This is a genomic window from Clostridium amazonense (genome assembly GCF_056431285.1).
The window spans coordinates 1-26,471 of sequence record NZ_JBWKMH010000006.1 but is presented as its reverse complement, the minus strand read 5'-3'; the positions used below and the strand labels follow the sequence as shown (position 1 = coordinate 26,471).

Sequence of the window (26,471 nt, the reverse complement as noted above, 5' to 3'; positions counted from 1 at the left end):
AATTTAAAGTTAAGCTTGGAATTTTAAAATTCCAAGCTTAACTTTTAGCATATTTAAGTTTTAACTATTTATAAACTCTAAAGTATAATATATAATTTTTTATTTTTAAGTTCATATATATATTATACTACTTTTAAAGAGTTTTTTGTTAATTTTTTACATATTATTTAAGTTAATATTTCCACGCCATCTTCAGTAACTCTAACAGTATGCTCCCATTGAGCTGATAACTTACCATCTTTTGTTAAAGTAGTCCACTCATCATCTAATATTCTAACTTCTGGAACTCCTAAATTTAGCATTGGTTCAATAGTAAATGTCATGTTTGGCAATAATATCATACCTTCACCTTTGTTACCAACATGTGATACAAATGGCTCTTCATGGAACTCTCTACCTATTCCATGTCCTCCAAATTCATATACAACTGAATAACCATTTTCTTCAGCATGCTTTTGAACCTCATATGCTATGTCTCCAATAGTTGCAAATGGTTTTACTTGCTTTATTCCTATATCTAAACATTCCTTAGCTACTTTAACTAAGTTTTTAGCTTCTTCTGATGCATTTCCCATTATATACATTCTGCTAGCATCTCCATAATAACCATCTACTATTGTTGTTACATCAACATTAACAATATCACCATCTTTTAATACTGTATTTTCATCTGGAATACCATGACATACAACTTCATTTATTGACACACATGTGCTCTTTGGATATCCACAATATCCAAGTGGTGCTGGATAAGCATTATGTTCTACAGTGTATTCATGCACCCATGTATTTATCTCCTCAGTTGTTACTCCAACCTTTATTCTTTCTCCAACCATATCTAGAATTTCTCTAGTAAGTTTAGATGCCTTTCTTATTCCCTCTATTTCTTCTTCCGTTTTTATAACTTCTTTTGGTATCTCATACCCTACTTCATCACTTAATATTTTTAATCTCATATCACTTTCCATGTGACACTTTTTATATTTTTTTTCGCTTCCGCACCAACAAAAATCATTTCTATTAATTTTGTTCATATATATTTTGCTATTTAAATTTAATAGCTCTCGCTATTTTTGTTACTAAATTTAAATAACCTCTCCTTCCTAAAATACTACGTGTAACATTACGTAAATTTATAACTACAATCATTCGTAATACTATTTTAACTCTTTTTATATAAAAAGACTATTATAGTAATTCATTTTGAATAACTTTTATTATCTACAGGGTTCCAAGTTCAAATTTAAAGTAATGTCTTTCTCAAATGATATTATTAAGCTTACAGTTTATTTTTATATTTGGAACCAAGTAAGAGTTAAGAGTGAAAAGTTATAGTTGATATTATTCACTTCGTTCTTAATATTTATAAATACAAGACCATAAAAACTACATTTTTATATAACAATCTTAAATTCAAGCTTTTTTCCATGTATTTATATATACATTTACTTTTTATTTTAAAATTATTCTCAAAATAAAAAGTTATTGCTTCACTTAGCAATAACTTTTATATATCTATTTTTCTATTATAGTTCCTGTTTTTCCATGTAGTGCTTCTTTTGCTTTTTCAAGTGATGTTATTAATGCTTTTCCATTAGATACTGATTTAACAAAATCTAAACAAGCTTCGACTTTTGGAAGCATTGAACCTTTTGCGAAGTGTCCCTCTTTTAAATATTTTTCAGCTTCATCTATAGTCATAGAATCTAATTCTTTTTGACTTGGCTTATTAAAGTTTATAGATACTTTATCTACAGCTGTTAATATTAATAACATCTCAGCATCTAAATCTTTAGCAAGTCTTGCACTAGATTTATCTTTATCTATAACTGCTGCTACACCTCTTAAACTTTCATTTTCAGCTTCAACTACAGGGATTCCACCACCACCTACAGTAATAACTATTGTTCCATTTTCCACAAGGTTTTTAACTGTGTCTAATTCAACAATTCTTTTTGGCATAGGTGATGCAACTACTCTTCTATATCCCCTTCCAGCGTCCTCTACAAATGTAAATCCTTTTTCTTTTGATATTTTATCTGCTTCCTCTTTGCTGTAAAACATTCCAACAGGTTTACTAAGATTTTTAAAAGCCTCATCTTTTTCATCTACTACAACTTGTGTAACTATTGTTACAACGTCTTTTTTTATATTTCTTCTTTTTAATTCTGCTCCTATTGATTGTTGAAGATGATAACCTATATAACCTTGACTCATTGCTCCACATTCTGCAAATGGCATAGCTGGAGTATTAGCTCCATTATTTGCTGCAAACTCCATTCCTAAATTTATCATACCTACTTGTGGTCCATTTCCATGCCCAACTATTACATTATATCCGTCCTCAGCTAAATCTACTATTGTAGTAGCTGTATGTTTCACCAATTCTAATTGTTCCTCTGGAGTTTTTCCTAATGCATTACCCCCTAATGCAATAACTAATTTTTTCATAAAAATTGCCCCCTATTATACACTTAAATATATAAAACCAAAGTGTTAATGTATTTATAGGTTTTCAAATTAACTTTTTAACTTATTGATTTTAAAATTTAAACATACTTCTTAGTGAACCATGCTCAGAAATACTTCAAAATTTGTATTTTATTTTAAATCCAAAATTTTTTAGGGTTTGTGCATAAGTTAAAGTTGGAGCTTGTTTTCCTATATCTATATTATCACTTTGGTCTTATTTTACTTTTTCACAGATATCTATTTTTTATATACTTCTATAGTCCTATTGTTGCTGCCATTACAGCTTTTATTGTATGCATTCTATTTTCAGCTTCATCAAATACCATAGATTGTTTTGATTCAAAAACTTCATCAGTAACTTCCATTTCAGTTATTCCAAATTTTTCTCCCATTTGTTTTCCTACAGTAGTTTTTAAATCATGGAATGCTGGTAGACAATGCATAAATATTGCATTTTTATTTGCATTATCCATAACTTTTTTATTTACTTGGAATGGTTTTAATTCTTTTATTCTTGATTCCCAAACTTCATCTGGTTCTCCCATTGATACCCAAACATCAGTATATATTACATCTGCATTTTTTGTTCCTTCCATAACATCTTCTGTTAATGTTATAGTACATTCATTTTCTTTTGCAATTTCTTTACATGTATTAACTAATTCTTCTGCTGGGAATAGGTCTTTTGGTGCACATGCAGTGAAATTTAATCCCATTTTTGCACAAGCAACCATCAATGAATTTCCCATATTATTTCTTGCATCTCCCATGTAAACAAAGTTTATGCCTTTTAATCTACCAAATTTCTCTTCAATAGTTAATAAATCCGCAAGCATTTGTGTTGGGTGGAATTCAGTTGTTAACCCATTCCAAACTGGTACTCCAGCATATGCTGCAAGTTCTTCAACTATAGATTGATCAAATCCTCTATATTCTATTCCATCATACATTCTTCCAAGTACTCTTGCTGTATCTGCTATTGACTCTTTTTTACCCATTTGAGAACCTGTAGGTCCAAGGTAAGTAACTCCCATACCTAAATCCATAGCACCAACTTCAAATGAACATCTTGTTCTTGTTGAATCCTTTGCAAATAGTATTGCTACATTTTTTCCTTCTAATCTTTTATGTGCTATACCTGCTCTTTTTAATTCCTTTAAATTTTTAGATAAATCTAATAAGTATCTTATTTCCTCTGGTGTAAAATCTAATAATTTTAAAAATGAACGTCCCCTTAAATTAATTGCCATTTTAAAAAACCCCCTAATTATCTATTTTTATTTTATATATTTAAATTTTATCTTTCTCTTATTAAAGGCATAGACATGCATCTTGGACCGCCACGGCCCCTTGATAACTCTGATGATGGAATAACATGAATTTTTATATTGTTTTTTAATAAAATTTCATTAGTAACATAATTTCTTGCATATACTATAACTTCACCAGGTCTTATGCACAATGTGTTAGACCCATCATTCCATTGTTCTCTTTGAGATATTACATAATCTCCCCCACCACATCTTATAAGTTTTACATCACACTCTAAATACTTAGAAAGTACTTCCTCTAACGTCATGCTCTCTTTTTTAATATTTAATTGTTTTTCTTTTCCCCTTGTAAGTTCAAATATTTCTAATGGGCCTTCTATTTGTGGATGTATTGTAAATTTGTCATAATCAACTTGTGTAAATACGGTGTCTAAATGCATATATGCTCTTGTTTTTGGAATTTTAAATGCTAATATTGTTTCTATTTCACTATCCTCTTGAAAGAATATATTACTAGCAAGTTTTTCTATTGCTTCAGATGTAGTTCTTTGAGATATACCTATTGCTAGTACTTTTTCATTTAAGTTTAGTATATCTCCACCTTCTATATGGTGCTCAAGTGTTCTATCATAAATCCTACTTGTATCTTTATAATCTCTATGATGTCTAAATATATAATCTGCGTATATTGTCTCTCTATTTCTAGTTATTGAGTACATTCTATTTAAACTTATCGAACTCCCTATAGATGCAAATGGATCTCTTGTAAAATATAAATTCGGCATAGGATCAGTGATAAATGGATATGAATCATCAATATAATCAGTTAATGTACAATTTTTTACTTTAGGCAATTCTGACTTATTTATTCCTTCCATAGTTTTTCGTACAAGCTCTTCATTACAGGTAAAAGATTTTAAATAATCATATATATTTTCTCTAGCCTGTACACTTTTCACTTTTGACTCTTTAATAAATTGCTTTATAAACTCATCCTTTACTTCATCATCTTTTATAGCTTCAGCCATCAACTCATGCAGATATACTACTTCAACATCATTTTTTCTTAATACATCTGCAAATTCATCATGCTCTTCTTGAGCTACTTTTAAATACGGAATATCATCAAATAGCAATCTTTCCAAATACTCAGGTGTTAAGTTTTCAATTTCTCTTCCTGGCCTGTGCAGCAAAACTTTTTTAAGTGGTTTTATTTCACTTGTTACACTTATTCCCATAACTCTTCCCTTTCTTCTATTATTGATTTATCTTTTTTACCATGTATATAAATTTAATACCTTATACTTTTAAATACCCCACTATTAATAGTTATATTAATGCCTTTGTCCTTTTTTATTTTCTCATATACATAGTTTTCAAACTCTTTTTTTCTAGTATCAACTATTTCTAAAATAGTTCCTGGTATGGAGTATATATACTCCAATATATCTATATAATTATTTATTATTAACTTATCTTCATATAAATTTAAATTAATATCTTTAAAATATTTTCCTAATATTTTTTCCCCATTTTCTAAGCCAAACTTATTAGAAATCTTGTCTCTTGATATTCTAATGTTTTTACTAAATCCTAATATTAAGTCTTCTAATTCATTCATATTTTTATTTCCCATTGTTGAACAATAGAAATATCCACCCTTTTTCAATACTCTTTTTATCTCTTTTAAAACTGAATCTAAATCTCTCATATAAAAAAGTATATGATCTGCAATAACTATATCAAAGGATTCATTTTCATATGGTAGTCTAGATGGTTCTGCTACTTCAAATTTAAAGTTATACTTTTCACTCTTCAAATTTTCTTTAGCATCTCTTATCATATCTTCACAAATATCAGTTAAGGTTATGTTGGCATTATTTTCTAGCTTATTTATATTTTTCAGCCACAACTCACCATTTCCACAACCTATCTCTAAAACTTTGTCATTTTCTTTAAAATCCATATGATCGAAGACCCATGTGTACCATCCTTCTGTATTAGACCCAAATTTATCTTGAAGTTTTATATCAGCATATAAATTAGAAGAATCTATTGATCTTTGTAATAGCTCCTTTTCACCTTCTAGCATTTTTATTATATCTATAGTGTTGTAAAATTCTAGATTGTTGTTTTCTTTCATACTAACTTCTGCTGTTTCTATAGCATTTAAAATTATTTTCATTTGATTCATCTTGTTTTTTATAATATTTTTTTGTAACTTTAATGATCTTTCCATATCGTCCTTGTCAAAATTCTTTTCTTCAGTAGCAATGACTTCATCTAAAGATAATCCTAAATATTTTAATGCTAAAATTCTTTTTAACTCTATAAAATCTTTATTTGTATAAAGCCTATGACCTTTCTCATTTCTCATGCTTGGTTTCAATATTCCAATGGTGTCATAGTATCTAATTGTCCTTATTGTAACCCCTGCCATTTTGGCAAATTCACCTGTTGTGTAAAATTCTTTTTCCTCCATCTTTATCCCCCCAAGCTATTGCCTAATTTTATTTTATATGGTTACGTAACGTAGGTGTCAATACTATTTTTTAAATATTTATTATATTCTAATTATTTCGACTTGATTTAGCCTATTGAATTTATTACCATTAAATACTAATTTAACATTTTTATTCAATATTTTTTCAAAGTTCATTGTTTTTTTAGAAAATATTAACATTAATTTAATCTATTTACTTATATATTCTAAATTTCATATTAATAAATTACATAAAAAAAGCCTTAATTAATAAGGCTCTTTTGAATAAAATCTATAAGTTGTACTTGTTTTAAATGCATTTATTTTATCACATAAAATATTTTTTCATTATAAATTATTTTTTTTATTTATATTTATATTTGTTACGTTATGTTTGTTTTTATATACAATTAACAATTCTCTATTTCTCTTAGTAACTCACTTATAACATTTTTTACAGTACTTATTTCTTTAATTTTATAAGCATTTTCTCCACAAAATAGAAGTCCACTATCTACATTACCTTTTGCTGATTCTATTAAAGCCTTTGTTATACAATAATCCGTTGTCCTAGGATTGCATGGTATTAAACAATCATAACATTTTTTTATTACTTCTTTTTCATTTTCAACTTTTTTTATAAATGGATTTATTATTGCTCTTCCTGGCATACCAACAGGACTTTTAACTATATTTATATCTTCTTTTTTACAATCTACATATGCCATTTTAAAATTCTTATGTGCATCACATTCTTCTGTAGCTACAAACCTTGTCCCCATTTGCACTCCATCTGCTCCCATTTTTAAATATTTTGCAATATCATTTCCATCATAAATTCCACCAGCTGGTATTATGGATATATTTTTTTTATATTTTTCTTCATATTCTTTTTTAAAATTAATTATATCTTTTACACATTCATCAAATCCAATGTTATCTACATTTTCAAGTTCAGCTTTATTGAATCCAAGATGACCTCCAGCTTTTGGTCCTTCTACAACTATAGCATCTGGAATTACATTATATTTTGTATCCCATAACTTCAGTATTAGCTTTGCTGCTTTTAAACTTGATACTATTGGTACAATCTTAACATCATATCCTTTTACCAATTTAGGAAGGTTTTTAGGTATTCCAGCACCTGATATTATAAGATTAATTCCTGATTCAATAGCTACTTTTATGTGTTCTTCATAGTGCTTAGTTGCAACCATTATATTTATTCCTATTATTCCTTTTGGAGCTATCTCACGTGCTTTTTCTATATGCTTTTTAAGGGCTCTTAAATTTGCTTCTAATGTATTACTTTCAAAATCATCTTCCATATATCCTATCTGTGCTGTAGAAATAATACCTATTCCACCTTCTTTTGCAACAGTACCTGAAAGATTGGATAATGATATCCCTATTCCCATTCCACCCTGAATAATAGGTACTTTAGCTTCTAAATTTCCTATCCTTAAAGAATTAAAATTCATACTTTCGTTCCTCCCTTTATTCATCTTCGATTTTATAAAATATTTTTTATAGGATTCCAAGCTCAAATTTTAAATAACATCTTTATCAATTGAAAAACTTTTTTTATTTCATCAAGAAACAGGAATTATTTAAATTAGTATTTCTTTAAAAATTGATTTAGAAAATCTTATTAATTTGTGTTTTATTTTCAAGACCTGAACCCAAGGACGGGTTCAGCGACTGCCTAGACAGGACGTCGTGTGAACTAAATTTAGAAATATGTAATTAAAAATTCAATGTATATTTTTTATAAATCAAGGAAGCAATTCGCATCAATAATGGTATTTTATTAATGTGAATTACTGACGAAGAGTTATGAAAAATAGGCTAGAATTTAATTACATAGCTCTGAATTTAATTCACTTATAGCCGTTTAGTCTTGGAAATAAAATGGCAAATTCATTAGAGTTTCTTTGAAATTTTATGAATAACATTTTAAATAATTACTGTTTCTTGGAATACCACTATTCTCATTTATTATTTGAATAATTTCATTTTTCAACTTGGAACCCTATAATAAAAGCATGTTTTCACATGCTAACAATAAATTAAATTAATTCTAATTTAAAAATGATAAATATATATCTTTCTTTCCTCTTTATTCCTTAACAACTTTAAATATTCATATAAGGACACATGCTTTCTATTTACACTATGTTGTGCTACAAATAAATCATTTCTATTTGAAACAAGATTATATTCCTTAGCATGTATCATTTGAGTATGATACGGATAATTTTTATTATTGGGATCTCCATATTGAACTACATCTCCAATTTCTAAGAATTTATATAACTCTTCAAAATTTTCAAAGGCTTCTTTTACTGTAATTTCCTTATATAATTTTGCTTTGTTATATCCAAATCCATCTTCATTTCCCCAATATCTTCTAAAATATCTAGCACTTCTCCAACTTAATGATACTCTATTCAAATTTCCCGCATCTTTTGTATAACAAAACCAACTATTTTTCAATCTATAATCTTGCCCTTCCATAATCATTCCACCAGCCTCTAATGCTTGTGATATAAAATTAGTACAATCATTTTCTATAAATATAGGGTAATCATTAATATTAGATGCTTCTGCATATATTTCTACATAGTGTTTTGCTGACACTCTATCATAGTTTTTATTTCTTTTCATATTCTCATCTTTAATTTTTAATTTTTTTCCAATTTTTATAAACTTGTTTTTTAACTTCAATACTACCACCAACCACACATAATTTTAAAATTTATACATTTTTATATATTATATGCAGAAGTTTCAGTTTTGTTTTTAAATTTTGTTAAAATATTAACTCTTATTCTTGTACTTCACCCATTTTTCTAAACTTATCATATCTATCATTTAAAAGCATTTGTATAGGTTTCGTCTTTAGTTTTTCTATAGATTCATGTAAATGCATTCTTATATCATTACACATAGATTCCAAATCCATATGTGTTTCTTCTATTGGTTCTTCTATAATTTTATCAATTATTCCAAACTCAAATAAATTATCTGCTGTTATTTTCATATCTTCTGAAGCCTTCTTTGCTTTTTTACTATCTTTATATAAAATACTTGCAAATCCTTCTGGAGATAGTATTGAATATATGGAATTTTCCATCATCCATACCTCATCGGCAACAGCAATTCCTAGTGCTCCGCCACTACCACCTTCACCTATCACTATTGATATTATAGGTGTTTTTAAATTAGACATCTCTAATAGATTTTTTGCAATAGCTTCTCCTTGTCCTCGTTCTTCAGCCTCAACACCACAAAATGCACCTGGAGTATCAACAAAACATATAACTGGTCTTTTAAATTTTTCAGCTTGTTTCATAATCCTTAATGCTTTTCTATATCCTTCTGCTTTAGGCATTCCAAAGTTTCTTAATATATTTTCTTTGGTATTTTTTCCTTTTTGCTGAGCTATTATTGTAACTGGCATTTTATTTAAAACACCTATTCCCGCCACAATACTAGCATCATCACCAAAACATCTATCTCCATGAAGTTCTATAAAATCATCAAATATATTATTTATATACTCAAGTGATGTTGGCCTATTTGTCGCCCTAGCTAACAAAACTTTATCCCATGCTGTTCTATTTTTAAATTCTTCTTTTTTCATATTCAATAATTCTACCCCTAACTAATATTTTCTACTTATATTGTTAATGATATATTAAAAGTTTTGCTAAAAAATCTTTTAACTCTCTTCTATGAACTATTTTATCTATAAATCCTCTTTTTAACATAAACTCACTTTTTTGAAAATCATCTGGTAAGTTTTCTTTTACAGTTTGCTCTATTACCCTTCTACCAGCAAACCCTATTAAGCTTTTAGGCTCTGCAATTATAATATCTCCAAGCATAGCAAAACTTGCTGTAACTCCACCTGTTGTTGGATCTGTCAGAACTGAAACATACAAATTTCCACTATCACTATGTCTCGCTAATGCCGCTGATGTTTTTGCCATTTGCATTAATGAAAATATTCCTTCTTGCATTCTTGCTCCACCTGACGCTGTAAATATAATTATTGGTTTATTATTTTTTGTTGCAAACTCTATTGCTCTAGTTATTTTTTCACCAACTACTGACCCCATGCTTCCCATCATAAAATTACTATCCATAACAGCTATAATTGTTTCTTTACCATTTATTTTTCCTTTACCTGTTACAACAGCTTCATTAGTGCTTGCATTCTCCTTATTTTTTCTTATAGTCTCTTCATATCCATCAAACTCTAAAGGATTAACAGATGTCATATTTATATCAAATTCTTCAAATGTATTTTCATCTATAATTTGCTTTATTCTTTCTCTACTTCCCAATCTAAAATGATAATTACAATGTTCACAAACATTAAAACCTTTTTCTAAATCATGTTTGTATAATAATTTTCCACAACCCTTACACTTAATCCATAACCCATCTGGTATGGTAGGTCTTATTTGATTATTTTCATTTTTTTCTATATTTTGTACAGTTGCATACTGTCTTTTCTTTATAAAAAGTTTGCTTATTTCAAACATAAAAAATCACCTCATTTAAAAGCAATGTCCAAATTCCTTATCAATAAATTTAGTGCTAAATTCTCCATTTAAGAAATTCTCATTGTTTAAAATCTCTAAATGAAAATTTATATTTGTCTCAATTCCATCTATAATAAGCTCACTCAGAGCTCTTTCCATCTTTTTAATTGCTTCAAATCGTGTTGGTGCATATGCTATAATTTTTCCTACCATTGAATCATAACTTGGCGGAATTTCATAACCACTATATATTGCTGTATCTACTCTAATTCCTAAACCACCAGGTAAATTTAAATATTTAACTTCTCCTGGGCATGGCATAAAATTTTTACTGGGATCTTCTGCATTTATCCTACACTCAATAGCATGTCCTCTTATTTCTACATCGCTTTGTTTAATTGTCAATTCTTTCCCACTAGCTATATTTATTTGTTCCTTTATTAAATCCACATCACAAATCACTTCTGTTATGCCATGTTCTACCTGTATTCTTGTATTCATCTCCATAAAATAAAATTTATTATCTTCATCTAATAAAAACTCTATTGTTCCTGCATTTTTATAATTTATATACTTAGCTGCCCTTACTGCAACTTCTCCCATTGCATTTCTTAATTCCTTAGATATTGTTGCCCCTGGCGCTTCTTCAATAATCTTTTGATTTCTTCTTTGTATTGAACAATCTCTTTCACCAAGATATATAACATTTCCAAATTTATCACCTAAAATTTGCACTTCTATATGTTTTGGATTTTTTATAAACTTTTCTATATACATACTACTATCACCAAAGCATGCTTTAGCCTCTGCTTTAGCAGTAGTAAATGCACTTTTTAGATCCTCTTTTTTGTGTACAATTCTTATTCCTCTTCCGCCTCCACCACTAGATGCTTTTATCATAACAGGATAACCCATTTTTTCAGCAATTTTTAAGGCATCCTCATATTCGTTAATCACTCCATCGGAACCTGGAACTATTGGAATTCCTGCCCTTTGCATAACCTCTCTTGCATTGGATTTATTACCCATAAGTTCAATATTTGAGAAGTCTGGTCCTATAAATGCTATATTACATTCCTCACACATCCTTGCAAACTTGCTATTTTCAGATAAAAATCCAAATCCAGGATGTATAGCTTCTGCACCTTTTAATACTGTTGCACTAAGTATATTTTTTTCATTTAAATAACTATCTTTTGCTTTATCTGGTCCTATACAAACAGACTCATCTGCAAGTTGAACATGCAATGCATTTTTATCTGTTTCAGAATATACTGCCACAGTTTTTATTCCCATTTCTTTGCAAGTTCGTATTATTCTTACCGCTATTTCTCCTCTATTTGCTATTAATATCTTTTTAAACATATTTATTCCCTCACCATTAATCTACTATTGCAAAAGTTAATTCAGCTTCACAAACAACTTCTCCATCTACAGTCGCCACAGCATTTCCAACACCTATTTGACCTCTTATCTTAACCATTTCAACACTTAATAAAATGGTGTCTCCCGGAACTACAACTTTTCTGAACCTAGCTTTTTTTATGCCTCCAAATATTGGTTTCTTCCCCTTAAACTCATCTTTATCTAAAATAGCAACTGCTCCAACTTGTGCTAATGCTTCAACAATTAGAACTCCTGGCATAATTGGTTCATCTGGATAGTGACCTTTAAAAAAATATTCATTCATAGTTACATTTTTTATTCCTATAGCCTTTTCTCCAGGCACTATTTCTACTATTTTATCTATTAGTAAAAATGGATATCTATGTGGTATTATTTCTTGTATTTCTTTTATGTTATATCCCTTTTGACTCATTTTTCTCCCCCCTAACATTCCTCAATTCTTATTATTTTTTCACCATACTGAACCATCTCATCATTTTTAACTAGTACTTCTTTAACTACACCATCTATATCTGACTCTATTTCATTCATAACTTTCATAGCCTCTATTATACAAACTACATCTCCTTTTTTTACCCTATCACCAACTCTTACTAATGGTTCATCATTTGGTGATAAAGCTGAATAAAAGGTTCCTACCATTGGTGATAATATCTCTTTTATATTTTCACTTTTGGCATTTTCATTTGTATTTTCTATAACTTCTATAGTCTCCTCTTTTATAATTTCATCTTCTACTTCTTCTATTTCTTTTACAGTATTAGTTTTTTCTTCTACTATTGAATCTTTGCTTATTTTTATTTTAGTAGACTCTTCTTCAAACTCAAAAAACCTAATATTGGAGTCATTAATTAATTTTATAATTTCTTTTAAATTTTCTATATCCATAATTAACCCTCCCACTTTTTTAATAAAAGAGTTGCATTATGGCCACCAAAACCTAATGAGTTAGATAGTGCATATTTAATTTCTTTTTGTATTCCATTATTAGGAACATAATTTAAATCGCATTCCTCATCTTTAACTTCTAATCCTATAGTAGCTGGTATAAAACTATCTTCTAATGCTTTTGCACATATAATCGCTTCAACTGCTCCAGCTGCTCCAAGTAAATGACCCATCATAGATTTAGTTGAACTTACAGGTATCTCATATGCAAATTCATTAAATAACGCTTTTATAGCATTTGTTTCTGATTTATCGTTATAGTATGTGCTAGTTCCATGTGCGTTAATATAAGAAATTTCATTTTTTGATATATTAGCTTGATTAATTGCCATCTCCATTGCTCTTGAAATTTCTCTTGAATCATCTGATGGTTTTGTTATGTGATATGCATCACAAGTAGCTCCATAACCAACTACTTCTCCATATATTTTTGCATTTCTTTTTAATGCATTTTCAAGTTCTTCAAGAATTACAACACCAGCACCTTCACCCATAACAAAACCATTTCTTTCTTTATCAAATGGTATTGATGCTCTCTTAGGATCATCACTTTTACTTAGTGCTGTAAGTGATGAAAAACCAGCAACAGCTATATCTGTTATAGGGGCCTCAGCTCCACCTGCAATCATTATTTCTGTTCTATCTGACTTTATAGCTTCAAAAGCTTCCCCTATTGAATTAGTTCCACTTGCACATGCTGTAACTACTGTTGTACAAATTCCCTTTGCACCATACTTTATTGCAATTTGTCCTGATGCCATATTTGATATTATCATTGGTATCATAAATGGAGATACCCTGCTAGGTCCTTTTTCTAACATTTTATTGTGTTCTGACACTAATGTTTCAATTCCACCTATGCCTGAACTTACAATAACCCCCATTCTATCTTTGTTTATATTCTCCAAATTTAAGTTACTATCATTAATTGCTTCCTCTGCTGCAATCATTGCATATTGAGCATATTTATCCATTCTATGTGCTTCTTTTTTTGACATGTATTTCTCTATATTAAATTCTTTAAGCTCCCCTGCTACTGAAACCTTAAAGTCTGTATTATCAAATTTAGTTATAAAATCTATTCCACATTTATTTTCTTTTACTGAATTCCACATTTCATCAACATTATTTCCTATAGGTGATAAAACACCCATTCCCGTTATAACAACTCTTCTACTCATATCTTTTACTCCTTTTATAGAAAATAGCTTTGATTATCAAAGTATTACATTATCATTCCACCATCTACATGTATTGTTTGACCTGTTATATATGAAGCCTCATCTGATGATAAGAATGACACTAGTTTCGCTATGTCTTCTGGTTTTCCAAACTTCTTTAATGGAATTGAGTTTATTATATTTTCCTTAACTTTATCGTTAAGAATATTTGTCATATCAGTTTCTATAAATCCAGGTGCTACTGCATTTACAGTCACTCCTCTTCCACCAAGTTCTTTAGCAATTGATTTTGTTATTCCTAATACTCCAGCCTTAGATGCACTGTAGTTGCATTGTCCAACATTGCCACTAACGCCTACTACTGAACTTATATTTATAATTCTTCCACTTCTTTGCTTCATCATAATTGAAGATACACTTTTTATTGTATTAAATGTTCCTTTTAAATTAGTTTCTATTACTTCGTTAAAATCTTCTTCTTTCATTCGTATTATTAAGTTATCTCTAGTTATTCCTGCATTATTTACTAATATATCTACAGTTTTAAATTTTTCCTTGCAAAGCTTTATTAAATTATCTGCATCATTTGAATTTGCAACATTTCCTTTTAAGTATTCACACTCAACGCCATATTCCTTTATTAAAGATGCTAAGTTATATGCCAATTCATCGTTACTTCTATAATTAAAAACAATATTGCATCCACACTTTGCAAGTTCAATAGCAATTTCTCTACCAATACCTCTTGATGCCCCTGTTATTATTGCATTTTTTCCTTTTAACATAGATCCTCCTTTATTTCACTTTCTAATTTACTTAATGATTGAATATCACTAACATTAAACACTTTCATATCCTTATTTATTTTTTTTATGAAAGAACTCAATGTTTTTGATGGACCTATCTCTATAAATGTATCAACACCATCATTTATCATTTTTTCTACACATTGTTCCCACATAACAGAACTTACAATTTGCTTTTCTAATGTAGGTCTTATTTCTTTCATATATTCAGCATCTACATTTGTAACAACTGGAACTCTGTTTTTTTCTATTTTTACATTTTTTAATTCGTCTGAGAATTTCTTTTGAATTCCTTTAAGCATAGATGTATGAAATGGTGCACTCACGGAAAGTTTAATTGCTCTTTTAGCCCCTAAATTAAGTGCCATTTCTATTGCTGTATCTACTAAATTTATTTGTCCACCTATAACAATTTGTCCTGGACAGTTAAAATTAGCTATTTCAATACACCCTAAATCTTTTAATTCAGTACATATACTTTCAACTTTTTTACTTTCTAAACCTAATATTGCTGCCATTCCGCCTTGTCCTATTGGAACTGCATTCTGCATTAACCATCCTCTTTTTTTTACAAGTTGTAACGCATCTTTGAATTCTATTGCCCCACTACAAACAAGTGCTGAATACTCACCTAAACTAAGTCCAGCTACTACATCTGGTTTTATATTTAAGCTCTCTACAGCTTTTAAAATTGCAATGCTACAAGTCAACAATGCCGGTTGTGTATTTTCTGTTATATCCAATTCATTTTTAGGTCCTTCAAAACATAACTTTTTTATATCAAAATTTAATATATTGTTAGCTTCATCAAATATTTTTTTAGATTCTTCTATATTCTCATAAAAATCTTTTCCCATTCCAACAATTTGAGAACCCTGACCTGGAAAAACAAATGCTATCTTTCCCACTTGAACACCTCTTTTTTTAATAAAATTTCACTTACCTCATCAATAATCTCATCAATAATCTCCTTGGAGGTTTGCTCTTTCTTTATTAATCCAGCCACCTGTCCAGCCATAACTGATCCCATATCTATATCTCCATCTTTAGCTGCTTTTTTTAATGCCCCTACACCAAGACTTTCAAGTTCCTCTATAGAACAATTTTCCTTTTCAGCTTTTTGATATATTCTTGTAAGTTTATTTTTTAAAACTCTAACAGGGTGACCTGTTCTTCTCGATGTAACTGCTGTGTCTATATCTTTAGAACTTATTATTTTATTTTTATAATTTTGATGAACTGTGCATTCCCTAGCAACTAAAAATCTTGTTCCCATTTGAACACCACTAGCGCCTAACATTAATGTAGCTGCCATTCCTCTACCATCAGCAACACCTCCTGCTGCAATTACTGGAATATGAACACTATCAACTACCTGTGGAACTAATGTCATAGTAGTAAGTTCTCCTATATGACCACCTGCCTCTGCACCTTCTGCAATTATTGCACTTGCTCCTGCCCTTTCCATTCTTTTTGCTAATGCTACTGATGCCACAACTGGTATAACTTTTATATTATTTTCATTCCACATAGCCATATATTTACCTGGATTTCCAGCTCCAGTAGTAACAACACTTACCTTTTCCTCACAAACAACTCTTGCTATTTCATCTGCATATGGACTAAGTAACATTATATTTACTCCAAATGGTTTATTAGTTAACTTCTTAGTTTTAATTATTTCTTCTCTAACATATTCTGCTGGTGCATTACCTGCTGCAATTATTCCAAGACCACCTGCATTTGAAACTGATGCTGCTAAAGAACTATCTGCAATCCATGCCATACCGCCTTGAATTATAGGAAATTTTATGTCTAGCATTTCACAAATATTGAAACTCATAGTTACCTCCAATTTTTATCCTATTCTTTTCTCTATATATACAGATAATTCTTTTACATTTTTTATATTCTCTAAATCTTCATTAGGTATCTCAATGTTAAATTCATCTTCTAATGCTATTATTACTTCAAATAATTCTAGTGAATCTAATCCTAATTCCTCTGAAAAATTTGCCTCTACTTTTATTTCATCCTCATTTATACTTACTTGTTCTGCCACTATTTTCTTTATTCTTTCTATTATCATTTCATCTATCTCCTATCATTAATTTATTTTTTCCAGTTTACTAGTGCACTTCCATAAGTTAGTCCACCACCAAAACCTATTAAAATTATCTTCATACCATCTTTTAATAAATTCTTCTTATTCATTTCATCTAATGCTATTGGTATGCTTGCACTAGATGTATTTCCATATCGTTCTATATTCATATAAAATTTATTTCTATCATAGTTTTTTCTCTTTGCAATAGTATCAATCATTCTACTATTTGCTTGATGTGGAATTATATAATCTATATCTTCAAACCTTAAATTTTCCTCTTTCAATATTTTCTCTATACTTTTTTCAATCACATCTATTGCAAACTTAAAGATTTCCTTTCCATCCATACTCAAATAATTAGAAAAATCATCACTATGTTTTTTGTATAAATTTTTTATTTCTAAGCTATTGCACGTTAAAGTATGTGCTTTTTCACCAACACTTACACAGTTTATTGATGTTATATAATCACTTTCATCATTTGTGACTATTGCTGCACCAGCTCCATCACCAAATAGAACTGCATTTTTTCTATCACTCCAATCTAATATTTTAGATAACACTTCACCACCAATAATTAAAACATTTTTATATTCATTGCTTTTTATGAATTTAACAGCAATATCAAGTGCATATACAAATCCACTACAAGCAGCAACTATATCAAATGCCATTGAATTTTTAGCTCCAATTTCTGCTTGAACAAGGCAAGCTGTTGAAGGTGTAAGTTTATCAGAAGTAATAGTTGCAACTACTATAAGGTCTATATCCTCACCTTTTAGTCCACTATCTTTTAATGCATCTTTTGCCGCATCAACACATAACTTTGTATTTGTTTCTCCTGTTGATATATATCTTTGTTTAATTCCTGTTCTACTATATATCCATTCATCACTAGTGTCTAAAATTTCTGACATCATCTCATTAGTAAGAACCTTTTTGGGAACTGCTTTTCCTGTTCCAATTATCCTAACACCCATATATAAGTCCTCTCTAAACTTTAAATTTTAATACTTTTCTATAAAAAACTTTTCTATTTTTTCTAATGTTTTTATAAGTACAACTTCCTCATCATATGTCAATTCAGAAATAATATCTTTTATTAAATCATCATGAAATTTCTGATGTATTCTATAAACTACTTTACCCTTTTTAGTAAGACATATTTTTACTGTTCTTCTATCTTCATCACATCTATGTCTTTCTACATACTCTTTCTTTACCAACTTATTTATAGCCGTTGTTAAAGTACCTACCGTTATTTTTAAACTTTTAGCAACTTCACTCATTTTTTTTTTATGATACATACCAATTGCTTCTATAGTATGTATTTCTGTCATGGACAAATTATCTATAGGTCCACACTTTAATGCTTTTTCTTCTATTTTCAATATGTCATTAAACAATTCAACTAAAACACTATTCAGTTTTTCTTTTGAACATTTAATTTCCATTAATTCACCTCCTTTTATTTTAATCATCAAATATTTTGATAGTCAAAGTATAATCCAGTTTTAAATTAAAGTCAAGGGTAGTATATAAATTTTTTATTTTATATTTTAATAAAAAAAAAGCGTGTTTTACACGCAATTCTATAAATCCTCATATTTTCCTTTAAAAAATTCTTCAATTTTGCTTAATGCTTTTATCAATACTATCTCTTCTTCTTCTTCTAATTCACACAACATACTTCTTATTAGCTCATTATGAAACATAGAATGTGCTCTATGTATAACTTTTCCTTTTTGCGTTAATGATATTTTTACTGTTCTTCTATCATCCTCTGGTCTATTTCTATCTACATATCCTTTCTTAACTAATTTATTTATTGCTGTTGTCAATGTACCAACAGTTATTTTTAAACTTTTTGCAACTTCACTCATTGTTTTCTCACTGTCTATTCCAATTGCTTCTATTGTATGTACTTCTGTTATGGATAAATCTTTTATTTTACCACTTGCTAAAGATTTCTCTTCTATTTTTAAAATATAATTAAATAAATCTACTAATACACTATTTAATTTTTCATTTTTTAAATCATTAAAACTCATGTGATCACTCCCTTATTTCTAAATCAAATATTTCGTATTTCAAAGTATTTATGTTTAAAAAAACAAAGTTAAGTATAATCATTAACTTTGTTTTTTATATCTTATTATATTTTAATATTATTGACCACAATATTCTAGTGGATCTACTGCATTTCCATTAATTCTAACTTCAAAATGAAGATGTGGACCAGTACTGTCACCAGTACTACCAACTTTTGCTATTTCCATACCTTTTGTTACAGTATCTCCAGTATTTTTTAATAAAGTACTACAATGTGCATATAAAGTTTGTTTGTTTCCACCATGTGATAAGATTATAACATTTCCATAACCATTCATAACACCTGAGAATTCAACCTTTCCATCAAAGGCTGCTTTTATAGGTGTTCCTTGGTTGGCTGCTATGTCTAACCCCTTATGAACAGTTCCCCAACGTTCTCCAAAGTAGGAACTAATTACACCTACAGTTGGTGGAAATAAATCTTTATTTTGAAATATTGGTGTTGTTCCCATACAATTACGATTCACAACTTGTGTGCTTTCTTCTTCAGTTATTTGATTAGATTCTATATTTTCATTTGCTTTAGTTTCATTATTGGTTGCATCCATATTAGTAAAAATTAAGTTGCTTATTTCTTCTGTTGCTGTAAAACTTAAAACCTTATTTTCACTTTTGTTTAACTTTGCAATGCTTTGTTTTATAGAATCCTTATCATTTAATTTATTGAAGGAAAAACTTGCTTTATCATATGTTATATTATTGTTTACCTTTATATTTTGCAAATTTCCTCCCTTATACTGACTAACACATTCATTTTTTATTTCTTCTATTGCCGAATTTCCAATAGAAGGATCACTAATATATCCTATTTGAATGTTATCAGATTTCATAACATACCCATTTACATGTATGTATTCTTCTAAATCTCTTTTTACATCTTCTTTAGTTTTGCTTTTATAATTTTTTATGCTACCTTTTTTAATTGTTAATTCCTCTTTTGAATTTAAACTTTTATCCTTTATATTTTTACATATTTCATTATATACATTTTTAATTGTATCACCATCTTCATAGTGTGTGATTATCTCATTCTTGCTATTATATACAAAATAATCTTCATTCACTTCTAATTTATATATTGTAATGGTTGATACTAGTATAATTAGGGTAGCTAAAGCAATTTTAAATTTTTTACACTTATAAACTTTCGTAAAAATCTCCTCCTAAATTTACATAAAAAATTTTTTTACTTTATTAATGCACCTTAGACTATTATTAACCATTTTTTATTTATTTAATCATTAACCTAAATTAAAATATACTAATCTTTTAACATAATATATGTTATACTAAAATTAAAACTATGATAGACAGATTTAAAAATACTATCTAATTTAAGTATTAAATTTTTATATAATGAACTATCAAAAAACTAGTTTTGTAAAAGTGTCTTACAATTATGTAGCTTACTCTTTTATAAGATTTTAATAAATTTATATTTGATTTTAATACTTTTTTTATATGCATTATAACACTTTATACCTAATATCAAATTGATAATGCAATTTGATATTATTATTTTATTGTTATAATTTTCATAGTTTCTGCATAAACTATGATTTTAAGACTGACATTATAGAAAACGCAATTTATATAAAAGAAAATATTATTATTTTATCGTGTATTTCTATGATAATATTTTGTTTTAGAAGTGAGGGATGTGCATGAGTACTTTCATGTTTAAAAATAAGAGTTTGGGATATACTCCAGTAAATAATGTTTTTATTGATAAATATATGGCTAATGCTCGTGGTGAATATGTAAAAGTGTATCTTTTAGGATTGAAATATTGCATAAGTGGCGAATTAGGTGCCAATTCTGCTGTTATCGCTAATACCTTATCACTACTTGAAAGCGACATTTTAAATGCCTGGAACTATTGGAGTGATATGGGTGTTGTTAAAATGTGTGCCATAGACAATATGGGCAATTACACAATAGAATTTATAGACTTAGATGATTCTGTAGATTCTCCACCTAAAAATTTCAATATATTAAAAGAACTTGATAATTCTTCTATTAAAGATATGCTACAAGATATAGAAAAGCTAATCGGTAGAACTATATCTCCTAAAGAAATTGAAGTTTACCTAAGCTGGCAAAAAGACTTTAATTTTTCACCTGAATTAATTTTATTGCTTATCCAATACTGTGTATCTAAAGGTAAAAATGATTACAGATATTTCGAAAAAATCGCTATTGCTTGGCATGATGATAATATAAAAACTATTGAAGATGCTCAAATGTTTATAAAACGTCATGAAGATAAATGGATAAATATTAGAAAAATCCTTAAGTATTTAGGAATAAATTCTCCTGATGTAATGAAGCCTCAGGAAGATATGATTTATAAATGGTTTTCTACCTATAAATTTAATGCAGATGTAATATATAAAGCTTGTGATATATGTTTTGAAAGATTAAATAGGGCAGATTTTAAATATATAGATGGAATCTTAAATAGTTGGTTTAAATCTAATATAACTTCACTTGAAGATGTTGAGAAAAAAGATAGAAAGAAATTAAATCATAAACCAATTATGAATTCTTCTAACAAAAATAAAGATAGCTTTAATAATTTTGAACAACGCTCTTATAACTTTGAAGAATTAGAAAAAGATTTATTAGGATGGTATGATAATGATTAAAAATTTTCATTCAGAAGTTATGAAATTATATGAGCAAATTAGAAAGTCTAATGAGCTAGATTTACAAAATAGAAAAAAAGAAATTGAATCTAATGTTCCAGAAATATTAGATATTGAAAATAAAATTCAAAAATTATCATTAGGTTTGTCATTAGCTGCTATAAAGCCTGGTAATGATAGAGAATCTAATATTAATAAGATAAAAAATGAAATTATGACATATAAAATGAAAAAATCAGAGTTGTTAGTTGCTAATGGTTATCCAATGGATTATCTAGACTTTCATTATGATTGTCCTAAATGTAAAGATACTGGTTATATTTATACATCTAAATGTTCTTGTTACAAGAAATACCTTGTAAATGTGGCTTATAAAAATTCTGATTTAAGCATTTCTTTAAGAAGTAATAATTTTAATAATTTTAATATAAATTATTTTTCTGATGATGCTTTTAATAGTCCAATAAGCCCTAAAAATAATATGGCTAAAATATATAAAAACTCTATTATTTATATTGATACATTTAATAAGCATAATGATAATTTACTTTTTTACGGAAATCCTGGAACTGGTAAAACCTTTCTAACTCATTGTATTGCTAAGGAACTTATTGAAATGGGTTACTCAGTTATTTATAAAACAGCAGATGATTTAATAGCTGCACTTAAAGACGCTAAATTTAATAACAATGATAGTCTATATACTTCATTAGTAGATTGTGACTTATTGATAATAGATGATTTAGGAACAGAACAATTGTCTAATTTCTCAAAAAAGGAATTATTTAATCTTTTAAATGCTAAAATGCTTAGATATAAAAAAATGATTATATCTACTAATTATTCTTTAGATGAATTAACTGATATATACTCTGAAAGATTAACATCAAGATTATTTGGCAATTTTACCTTATATAAATTTTTTGGTGATGACTTAAGATTAAAATTAAAAAGAAATACAATAAAAAACTCAACTAGATAATTCTAGTTGAGTTTTTTATACAAAAGGAAAATTCTCTTAAAGGATAAACGACTATAACCAACTTTGTCTGTTTTTATAATATCATATATTGGAATAATTGTTAATTTTGATTTATTAATAGAATGATATCTATCTATTCAAAATATTAATACATATTATTTTATTGCTGTTATAACATCTGTTTTTGCTGCTTTATTTGCTGGTAGAAATCCAGCAATAGCCCCTATTATCAAGCTAAATGTTAATATACCTATAATTAAAGATATGCTTGGAATTGCTATTCTATCTATTTCCTGTTGCATAATAGCTTGTGTTATAGACTTTGATAATATGTTAATTATTATATCCACAATTAGTCCTAAAACAATTGAAATTGCTCCTCCTAAAAAAGATATTAAACATGCTTCAGCTACAAATATTTTTTTTACATCGTTGATTGTACCACCTATTACTTTTATTATTCCTATTTCTTTTCTTCTTTCATGTATAGCCATATCCATAGTGTTACTTATACCTAAAGCTGCAACCATAAGGGATATTCCCGCTAAAGAACCTAAAACTAATTTGACCCCTTTTATTGTTCCTTGTATACTTTCTTCAAAATCTTTAAAAGACATTGTGTTATATCCCATAGATTTTAATATTTCTTCATATTCATTTATATTTTTTGTTTCATCTATAACAATTTCTATCTCATCATAATTATTAATTCTCTCTGTAAAATCTTCTTTTGAATATACACTTTCAGATTTTATAAATTTATTTATAATATTTAATGGCATTTTTATAGAATAATTTAAATTTCCATTGGATTTGTATATTCCAACAACATGTAAATTAAATTTTTTATATTTTACTATTTTTCCATCTTCATCTTCAAAATTTTCACTAGCATAAATCTTTATTTTTTCATTAAGTAAAACTTCTAATTCATTTTCATTTACATCTTGAATGTTTTCATAATTATATCCAAGCAACATAGCTGCAACATCATAGCCTAGTATAACTTCATTAGAATTTTCCTTAGGATATCGTCCAAATAGTATCTCTTTTTCGCTTTCACTCTCAATAAAGCTAGAGCCTATGAATTGGCTACTTGTCTCATTTTTTTTATATTTAATCATTCCCGAAGAACTTCTCTTTGGTATAACTTGTTTTATAAATGATAATTCTTTTATTTCATCTATACATTTATCATTTAACTTTGTTTTAAGTTTTGAAGAATCTTCCCCTTCCATTTCATATGCAGGAGTTATTGTAATAATGGATGTATTCATTAATCCACCCATTTCATTCATAAGATAATTTTTAAATCCATTAGTTATTGAGCTTATTATAAACACTGCTAAACAACCTATTATTACTCCCATCATAGTAAATATAGTTCTAGCTTTTCTTTTCCACATATTTTTCCATACAATGTCTACTAAATCTCTAAACTTCATAATCTAAGCACCTATTCCAAAAAATCTTTTTATTGAACCCCAAAATCCATTAGATTTAACTTCTTCTTCTCCTGCATTAATTTCATCATTATTAATTTCTATACTCTTTTCTACGTCTACTTCCTGATTAGTTGTATGCTTTATTCCATTATCATCTTCATACTTTACCTCAATTATTGCTTTCGTACTTCCTTCGACAGCACTAACAGGTATCTCAAATATCTGCTCACTTTCTCCCTCTATTTTTCCTATATATTTTTTATATTTCTCACCATTAATAGATACATTTACTTCAACTTTTCTTAAGTTTTCTTCACCGCTATTATTTAAATTCCCAACTAATAAACTTCCATCATCTTGTGTATTGCACTCAACACCCTCAATATCTAAGTTAGACTTATTTGTTAACATAATACCTGATAATTTAGTTATTTCTTCTTGCTCCTGACCACTAACATTAAACATAACACTTGTTAAAAAATTATAAGTTCCAGCCTTTAGACTTGGATCACTTGCTAGCTTCACAGTTACATCTTTTACATCATCAACACCTATACTACCAGCATATATTTCATTTGTAGTTCCAACAGGAATAAATCCCGCTAATGTTCCCTTTCCTTCTACAGCAACTATTTTTAATGATAATCCTTCTATTTTTCTTCCACTTATATTTTCAATTCTATATGTCAATGAAAACTCTTTTCCTGGTTCAATTACATTTGGTGTTACATTTACACTACTTATCATAATATTTTTAGATTGTATATTACTTTCATGTATGCTTGGAATATTTCCATTATTATTTGAACCGCTTTCATTTTGATTTTGATTAGGTTTACTTTCTACTTCATTTGCATATACTCTTATATTTGTTAATTGTACCATTCCTAAAAATAAAACTGTTGCTAAAATTATCTTTTTCTTCATAATGTATTTCCTCCACATTTTAATATATAAGTCCATCTTTCATTTTTATAACTCTATTAGCATATTCATTAACTATTTGTGAATGAGTAACTACTATAAATGTCATATTGTATGTATCATTTAATTCTTTTAATAAATCTAAAATTTCAATACTTGTCTTACTATCTAAATTTCCTGTTGGTTCATCTGCTAATATTAACTTCGGATTGTTTATTAATGCTCTTGCTATAGAGACTCTTTGTTGTTGTCCACCTGATAATTCACTAGGTTTGTTATTAATCCTATCAATAAGGCCTACTCTTTCTATCATTTCCATTGCTATTGTTCTTCTTTTTGCTTTAGGCACTCCAGAAAATATAAGTGGCATTTCTACATTTTCTATAGTTGTTAATTGTGGAAGTAAATTATATGACTGAAATATGAATCCAATATGCTCTTTTCTAAACAATGCTAATTCATTTTCCGACAGCTCGTTCACTCTTTCATTTAATATTAAAATTTCTCCATTATCTACAGGCATTAATCCACCTAATATATTTAAAAGTGTTGACTTTCCAGACCCTGATTCTCCTATAATAGATACAAATTCACCTTCATTAATAGATAAGTTTACACCTTTTAATATTTCAAAATAATCATCAGCTATTTTAAATTTCTTTCTTACTTCTGTACATTTAACTATCTCCATAAGTTCTCACATCCTTTCTTAATAATTTTATATTTTTTTATTCTATTATATATTACAAAATAATTATATTTGTTACTTTATTTTCCCGTCAATAATATTTATATTTTCTTGTTTTATTATATGTTTTTAATCTTAAAATAAAAAAAGAGTACATATTAAAGTACTCTTTAAACCTAAACTATAAATTATGCTTTACATTGTTACTTTAAAATATAACTTAACTATAAAAAGACAACAAAAAAACCTTGAATTAATATTCAAGGTTTTTCATGGAGCTGGCAATAGGAATCGAACCTACAACCTGCTGATTACAAGTCAGCTGCTCTACCGTTGAGCCATGCCAGCAAAGCTTGGCGACCTAGAAGGGACTCGAACCCTCGACCCCCGGCGTGACAGGCCGGTACTCTAACCAACTGAGCCACTAGGCCATATATGGTGGTCA

At 28.2% G+C, this 26,471-nt stretch carries 26 protein-coding genes and 2 tRNA genes; 2 read left to right on the top strand and 26 right to left on the bottom strand.

What is annotated here, in order from left to right; genetic code table 11:
* Positions 1-167 precede the first annotated feature (167 nt).
* The 21 genes from map to AC07E4_RS02755 form a co-directional block, all read right to left on the bottom strand.
* Complete coding sequence (gene map, locus AC07E4_RS02855; RefSeq protein ID WP_034439645.1) at positions 168-1,034, bottom strand: type I methionyl aminopeptidase; 867 nt, start codon at positions 1,032-1,034, stop codon at positions 168-170.
* 481 nt (positions 1,035-1,515) lie between these two features.
* On the bottom strand, positions 1,516-2,451 hold the full coding sequence (arcC, locus tag AC07E4_RS02850) for a carbamate kinase (RefSeq protein WP_478215678.1): 936 nt from the start codon (positions 2,449-2,451) through the stop codon (positions 1,516-1,518).
* Between the two features lie 275 nt (positions 2,452-2,726).
* The gene (gene argF, locus AC07E4_RS02845) at positions 2,727-3,722 is read right to left on the bottom strand and encodes an ornithine carbamoyltransferase (RefSeq protein ID WP_034439649.1); all 996 of its coding nucleotides are present in this window, start codon (positions 3,720-3,722) and stop codon (positions 2,727-2,729) included.
* 47 nt (positions 3,723-3,769) lie between these two features.
* The gene (gene arcA, locus AC07E4_RS02840; protein ID WP_034439650.1) at positions 3,770-4,981 is read right to left on the bottom strand and encodes an arginine deiminase; all 1,212 of its coding nucleotides are present in this window, start codon (positions 4,979-4,981) and stop codon (positions 3,770-3,772) included.
* Positions 4,982-5,034: 53 nt separating this feature from the next.
* Entirely contained in the window at positions 5,035-6,225 is a 1,191-nt protein-coding gene (locus AC07E4_RS02835) for a MerR family transcriptional regulator (RefSeq protein ID WP_034439652.1), read from the bottom strand.
* Positions 6,226-6,635: 410 nt separating this feature from the next.
* Positions 6,636-7,706: an NAD(P)H-dependent flavin oxidoreductase gene (locus AC07E4_RS02830; protein ID WP_478215677.1), complete on the bottom strand. Its 1,071-nt coding sequence runs from the start codon at positions 7,704-7,706 to the stop codon at positions 6,636-6,638.
* Between the two features lie 604 nt (positions 7,707-8,310).
* On the bottom strand, positions 8,311-8,952 hold the full coding sequence (locus AC07E4_RS02825) for an amidase domain-containing protein (protein WP_478215676.1): 642 nt from the start codon (positions 8,950-8,952) through the stop codon (positions 8,311-8,313).
* A 100-nt stretch (positions 8,953-9,052) separates the two neighbouring features.
* Positions 9,053-9,871: an acetyl-CoA carboxylase carboxyltransferase subunit alpha gene (locus tag AC07E4_RS02820; RefSeq protein ID WP_478215765.1), complete on the bottom strand. Its 819-nt coding sequence runs from the start codon at positions 9,869-9,871 to the stop codon at positions 9,053-9,055.
* A 43-nt stretch (positions 9,872-9,914) separates the two neighbouring features.
* Positions 9,915-10,778: an acetyl-CoA carboxylase, carboxyltransferase subunit beta gene (gene accD / locus AC07E4_RS02815; RefSeq protein WP_034439683.1), complete on the bottom strand. Its 864-nt coding sequence runs from the start codon at positions 10,776-10,778 to the stop codon at positions 9,915-9,917.
* Between the two features lie 15 nt (positions 10,779-10,793).
* Entirely contained in the window at positions 10,794-12,143 is a 1,350-nt protein-coding gene (locus AC07E4_RS02810; RefSeq protein ID WP_478215675.1) for an acetyl-CoA carboxylase biotin carboxylase subunit, read from the bottom strand.
* Between the two features lie 16 nt (positions 12,144-12,159).
* Positions 12,160-12,597: a 3-hydroxyacyl-ACP dehydratase FabZ gene (gene fabZ, locus AC07E4_RS02805; RefSeq protein WP_430830253.1), complete on the bottom strand. Its 438-nt coding sequence runs from the start codon at positions 12,595-12,597 to the stop codon at positions 12,160-12,162.
* A gap of 11 nt (positions 12,598-12,608) precedes the next feature.
* Complete coding sequence (gene accB / locus AC07E4_RS02800) at positions 12,609-13,073, bottom strand: acetyl-CoA carboxylase biotin carboxyl carrier protein (RefSeq protein ID WP_430830254.1); 465 nt, start codon at positions 13,071-13,073, stop codon at positions 12,609-12,611.
* A 2-nt stretch (positions 13,074-13,075) separates the two neighbouring features.
* Positions 13,076-14,314 (bottom strand): beta-ketoacyl-ACP synthase II, encoded by a 1,239-nt coding sequence (fabF, locus tag AC07E4_RS02795; protein ID WP_478215674.1) that lies wholly within the window; start codon positions 14,312-14,314, stop codon positions 13,076-13,078.
* A gap of 44 nt (positions 14,315-14,358) precedes the next feature.
* Complete coding sequence (fabG, locus tag AC07E4_RS02790) at positions 14,359-15,099, bottom strand: 3-oxoacyl-[acyl-carrier-protein] reductase (protein WP_478215673.1); 741 nt, start codon at positions 15,097-15,099, stop codon at positions 14,359-14,361.
* Positions 15,093-16,028, bottom strand: a complete 936-nt coding sequence (fabD, locus tag AC07E4_RS02785; RefSeq protein WP_034439695.1) for an ACP S-malonyltransferase — start codon at positions 16,026-16,028, stop codon at positions 15,093-15,095. Before fabD ends, fabG begins: the two co-directional genes overlap by 7 nt.
* Entirely contained in the window at positions 16,016-16,963 is a 948-nt protein-coding gene (fabK, locus tag AC07E4_RS02780; RefSeq protein ID WP_430830257.1) for an enoyl-[acyl-carrier-protein] reductase FabK, read from the bottom strand. Before fabK ends, fabD begins: the two co-directional genes overlap by 13 nt.
* 15 nt (positions 16,964-16,978) lie before the next feature.
* Complete coding sequence (gene acpP, locus AC07E4_RS02775; RefSeq protein ID WP_034439699.1) at positions 16,979-17,209, bottom strand: acyl carrier protein; 231 nt, start codon at positions 17,207-17,209, stop codon at positions 16,979-16,981.
* Positions 17,210-17,232: 23 nt separating this feature from the next.
* Positions 17,233-18,207 carry a beta-ketoacyl-ACP synthase III gene (locus tag AC07E4_RS02770; protein ID WP_430830258.1) on the bottom strand — a complete coding sequence of 325 codons (975 nt, stop codon included), beginning with the start codon at positions 18,205-18,207 and terminating at the stop codon, positions 17,233-17,235.
* 27 nt (positions 18,208-18,234) lie between these two features.
* Positions 18,235-18,681 carry a MarR family winged helix-turn-helix transcriptional regulator gene (locus AC07E4_RS02765; RefSeq protein WP_034439703.1) on the bottom strand — a complete coding sequence of 149 codons (447 nt, stop codon included), beginning with the start codon at positions 18,679-18,681 and terminating at the stop codon, positions 18,235-18,237.
* Between the two features lie 138 nt (positions 18,682-18,819).
* Positions 18,820-19,278, bottom strand: coding sequence for a MarR family winged helix-turn-helix transcriptional regulator (locus tag AC07E4_RS02760; protein ID WP_034439706.1), 459 nt, complete (start codon positions 19,276-19,278; stop codon positions 18,820-18,822).
* A 117-nt stretch (positions 19,279-19,395) separates the two neighbouring features.
* Complete coding sequence (locus tag AC07E4_RS02755; RefSeq protein WP_051539994.1) at positions 19,396-20,403, bottom strand: M23 family metallopeptidase; 1,008 nt, start codon at positions 20,401-20,403, stop codon at positions 19,396-19,398.
* Positions 20,404-21,003: 600 nt separating this feature from the next.
* Between AC07E4_RS02755 and AC07E4_RS02750 the strand changes: the two genes are divergently transcribed.
* A complete protein-coding gene (locus AC07E4_RS02750; protein ID WP_034439708.1) occupies positions 21,004-21,987 on the top strand; it encodes a DnaD domain protein in 984 nt (327 codons plus the stop codon).
* Positions 21,980-22,969 carry an ATP-binding protein gene (locus AC07E4_RS02745; RefSeq protein ID WP_101541670.1) on the top strand — a complete coding sequence of 330 codons (990 nt, stop codon included), beginning with the start codon at positions 21,980-21,982 and terminating at the stop codon, positions 22,967-22,969. The genes AC07E4_RS02750 and AC07E4_RS02745 overlap by 8 nt, the downstream gene beginning before the upstream one ends.
* A gap of 155 nt (positions 22,970-23,124) precedes the next feature.
* Here AC07E4_RS02745 and AC07E4_RS02740 read toward each other — a convergent pair whose 3' ends face one another.
* The 5 genes from AC07E4_RS02740 to AC07E4_RS02720 form a co-directional block, all read right to left on the bottom strand.
* On the bottom strand, positions 23,125-24,414 hold the full coding sequence (locus AC07E4_RS02740; protein WP_430830259.1) for an ABC transporter permease: 1,290 nt from the start codon (positions 24,412-24,414) through the stop codon (positions 23,125-23,127).
* A 3-nt stretch (positions 24,415-24,417) separates the two neighbouring features.
* Positions 24,418-25,341, bottom strand: a complete 924-nt coding sequence (locus AC07E4_RS02735) for a COG1361 family protein (RefSeq protein WP_478215672.1) — start codon at positions 25,339-25,341, stop codon at positions 24,418-24,420.
* Positions 25,342-25,360: 19 nt separating this feature from the next.
* A complete protein-coding gene (locus tag AC07E4_RS02730; RefSeq protein WP_478215671.1) occupies positions 25,361-26,029 on the bottom strand; it encodes an ABC transporter ATP-binding protein in 669 nt (222 codons plus the stop codon).
* Between the two features lie 270 nt (positions 26,030-26,299).
* Positions 26,300-26,374: transfer RNA gene (locus tag AC07E4_RS02725), tRNA-Thr, on the bottom strand.
* A gap of 6 nt (positions 26,375-26,380) precedes the next feature.
* A tRNA-Asp gene (locus AC07E4_RS02720) sits at positions 26,381-26,457 on the bottom strand.
* Positions 26,458-26,471 lie beyond the last annotated feature (14 nt).